This window comes from Flavobacterium sp. (assembly GCF_035760125.1).
In the GTDB taxonomy this organism is placed as follows: Bacteria; Bacteroidota; Bacteroidia; order Flavobacteriales; family Flavobacteriaceae; genus Flavobacterium.
Genome location: NZ_DASTTN010000395.1, coordinates 1 through 3,706 on the forward strand (window position 1 = coordinate 1; position 3,706 = coordinate 3,706).

The 3,706-nt window shown below is 38.3% G+C and carries 3 protein-coding genes; all 3 read right to left on the reverse strand.

All coding sequences use genetic code 11. The features are described from left to right. Positions 1-66: 66 nt before the first annotated feature. Positions 67-1,305: a CmpA/NrtA family ABC transporter substrate-binding protein gene (locus VFS71_RS13990; RefSeq protein WP_326401995.1), complete on the reverse strand. Its 1,239-nt coding sequence runs from the start codon at positions 1,303-1,305 to the stop codon at positions 67-69. A gap of 28 nt (positions 1,306-1,333) precedes the next feature. Beyond that, on the reverse strand, positions 1,334-2,779 hold the full coding sequence (locus VFS71_RS13995) for an alginate export family protein (RefSeq protein WP_326401996.1): 1,446 nt from the start codon (positions 2,777-2,779) through the stop codon (positions 1,334-1,336). Between the two features lie 317 nt (positions 2,780-3,096). Beyond that, on the reverse strand, positions 3,097-3,706 hold a 610-nt coding region (locus VFS71_RS14000), incomplete at its 5' end, for a Crp/Fnr family transcriptional regulator (RefSeq protein WP_326401997.1).

Below are 3,706 nucleotides of genomic sequence, written 5' to 3' on the forward strand. Positions count from 1 at the left end.
AAAGGGGCAGTATGAGCGGTGCTATAAGTAAGCCCCTTTGCTCAACTAGGTCACGCCCAACTATTTTTAACGTTTCACAACTTTTAAATATGCGGATGGATTTGCGGGGTTGAACACCGTTTTGTCCATCGTAAGCGAGAACGGTTTCATGTCGTCTGTCGGGATTTTAATTTTCATACTTTTGGCCACTTCTTCGTATAAATCCTGAAGAATTAATTTGTCGGCTATCGCTTGATAATTGGGTTCCTCTTTCAAATAACCGAAGCGTACATATTGTGCCATTGCCCAAATTGCGTAGGATTTGCGAGGGTAGTTCACCGTTCCTCCTTTGTAAAACAGCATGTAGTTGTTGCTGTAAACTTCGGTTCCTTGGTTACATCCTAGGTTATAGTCACCCATTAATCTCGATTCAATAACATCGGCTGGGGCGTTTACGTATGGCGCTTTCCCGATGATGGCTGCGGCTTTTTTGCGGTTAGCAGGATTGTCAAGCCAGATGCAGGCTTCCATGATGGCTTTCATCACTTTTTTTAGGTCTTCGCGGCGTGATGCGCTAAACTCCTTATTGACAACCAACGCTTTTTCCGGGTGGTCTTTCCAAATATCTTGGGAAGCAATTTGGGTAAATCCAATTCCTTGTTTTACGGCAACACCGCCCCAAGGCTCACCCACGCAGTATCCGTCCATGTTACCCACTTTCATGTTGGCAACCATTTGCGGAGGCGGAATCGTGATGATTTTTACCGCTTTTTGATTTAGACCAGCCAACGACATCCAGTTTCTCAACCATAAATCGTGTGTTCCTCCAGGGAAAGTCATGGCAAAAGTCACTTCTTTTTCAGCTTTCAATTTGGCTGCCACTACTGGCGCCACTTTATTCATTTGTTTGAATCCTACTTTACCGCAAAAATCATTTGATAGCGTAATTGCTTGTCCATTTACGTTCAGCATCATTGCGATTTTCATTTCAGAACCTGCCTTTCCTCCTACTCCAGTGTATACTGAAAAAGGCATAGTGTAAAGACAATGGGCTCCGTCCAATTCGCCTGTTAAAATTTTGTCACGAACATTGGCCCAAGACGTTTCTTTGGTTACCACGACCTCAACACCGTATTTTTTGAATAAACCCAGTTCTTTGGCCATTACAATTGGCGAACAGTCAGTCAAGGGAATGAAACCTAATTTGACAGGTTCGCTCGCAATTGGCGGTTTTGGATTTGTTTCGAAAGAAGAGAACAAAACCACACACATTACCAACATCAATGGGGCAAAAAGAGTTCTTATATGTTTTTTAGTCTGTATCATTTTTTTAATTTTTAAATCGTTAATTCAATTACTTTTTGTTTAAAAAATTAGGCTTAATATTTAACATCACATAAGCCCATTGTGGAGTTAAGTTAGCGTTTGCAACATTTTTAACCTGTGCTGATGACATAGAATTAGTAGCTTTCATTATAGAATAACCCGCTTCTATATTGATCATTTTTGTCATGTTATATGACATTTTCAAATCCAGTTCAGTTCCCAAATAACTGTTTTGCGTCCCTCCTGCCCCGTTAGACAAAGTGTTTGCTGCTTCGAAGCAATGTAAATCTGCAAAAAGGGTTAGGTTGTCTTTCAAGTTATATTTGGCTTTCAAAAAGTAGTTTAGCAAACCTTGAGCTCCAAAACCGCTTGAAGCGTAGAAGTAATCCATAGTTCCCCAAAATTTATGAGGCGTTCCATAAAGTGGATCAAATTGATTGTTCTCTGAGGTCGCAGTAACGGCTTTTGTTCCGTCATTTCCTGATAAATAATCAACTCCAGGCCCCACAAATAATTTTCTCCCCACTTGCAAAGTCGCTGTAATAGAAGCCAAATCACTGCTTAGACTACGGCCATTTTTGTCGTGACCAAATTGGTGGTACAAACTTCCTTCAAATTTTAATTTTCTGGTAGCATTGATATTATAATAGAAACCAGTAGTGTTACGAGTCCAAATTCCTTGTTCGTTTACTTTGGTTACAACAGCCGGAGTTCCCGAAGTTACATTGGTATATTTATTAAAATTATCGCTTAGGAATAAAAAGGAAATGTCTCCAAAGAAAAATTTCTTAGCCAAATAAGCATATTCCAATGATTTATAATTAGTCCCCAAACCGTTGGTTCCAGCGGTATAACCAGAAGTTGCAGCTGGTACGCCATTATAAATTGTTCCTGCCAATAATTCTTTGTTTTGGTTAAAAGCGGCTCCAAAATCGGCTGTCCATCCTTTGTTAAAGTATTTCAAAACAATCGCATCATGGTAACGCGCTTGTTGTAACCAATCCAATGCTCCAATTACCTTTTGGTCATCATATGAAATCTCCTGACGTCCTATTTTCAAGGACAAATTTTGAATACTACTTACTGTATCATTCAGCATGATTTCGCCCCAGGCTTCGTGCAATTGAATTCCGTTGTTTTCGGCAGTTGTTACTCTGTTAATGGTTGAAGCATCTTGCCCCCAAACGCGAACATCTTGTACGGCAACAAAAAATTTGAATCTATATCCTGTAAACCCAACATTCAATCTTGTTCTTTGTGAAGTAAAAACAGCTGTCTCGGCGTCTTTCGATTGCAAAGTGCTGTAACCGTCTCTGAATTCCGTTCTCGGTCTAAATTGTCCTGATGCTGTTAACTGTGCATTGGCAGCATTATAACCAAACAATGTTATGGCCAAACCTAATAGTATTGATTTTGAATTTTTTCTTTTTTTAAGTGCTTTTATTTTTTGTATTGTGGTTGTAATCTTTTGCATGATAAATTGGTTTTGATTAGTATGAAGCAAATATACATACGTATTAATACTTACGTATTTACTTTTTACAGTCTAAAACCTCTTTTTAACACAGCAAAAATTATTCTGATAACAACTTATTTACTGCGTTAACGCAAATAATTATTGTTAAGCCTTATAATTATTGACACCAACAAACACTTAGTTTTTGACTAAAATACGTACTTAGCTCAACGTCAAAAAATTATTTTTCCTTCAATACTCCTAAAACGACATTTATTTCCACAAAAAAAGCCCCAAAAGGGCTTAATAAATTCAAAGTATAAATCCAAAACTACTTATACATACTTATGTTCCATAATTTCCAATTTCATTTTGTTGATCTGCTGCAATCCTATTTTCTTCCCAACCGTTTTTATCAAAGTCTCTCTCTTCAAACTCGAAATCACACGAGTAACCTGTTCTTCGGTTGTTCCTGCGAAGTCGGCGATTTCTTTTCTAGACAAATCAAGATTGATCAAATCATTTGTTTGGCCAAATTTTCTATGGATATATAATAAGGTATCGATCACGCGCTCTCTAACATTCATGTGGGCAATTTTCCGAATGTTGTTCTCGCTCTTGTTCAATTCCTCGGCATAAAAAAGCATCATATCATAAGTGAATTCGGGAACATTTTTAAGAATATCCAACATCACTTCATTGTTGAAATTACACAAAACCGTATCCTCCAGAGCATAAGCGCCTATTAAATACCGATTGCTTGTCCCAAAACCCCTAAAGCCAACCGTGTCCCCATTGGTCGTAAACCGAACAATTTGTTCCCTGCCGTTGATTCCTGTTTTTACCGTTTTTACTTTTCCTTTTTGTACAAAGTAAAGCCCTTGAATGGGTGCGCCCTCAATAATAAACTGCTGTGCCTTCTTGCAGGTAAAACTGTGTTTCTTC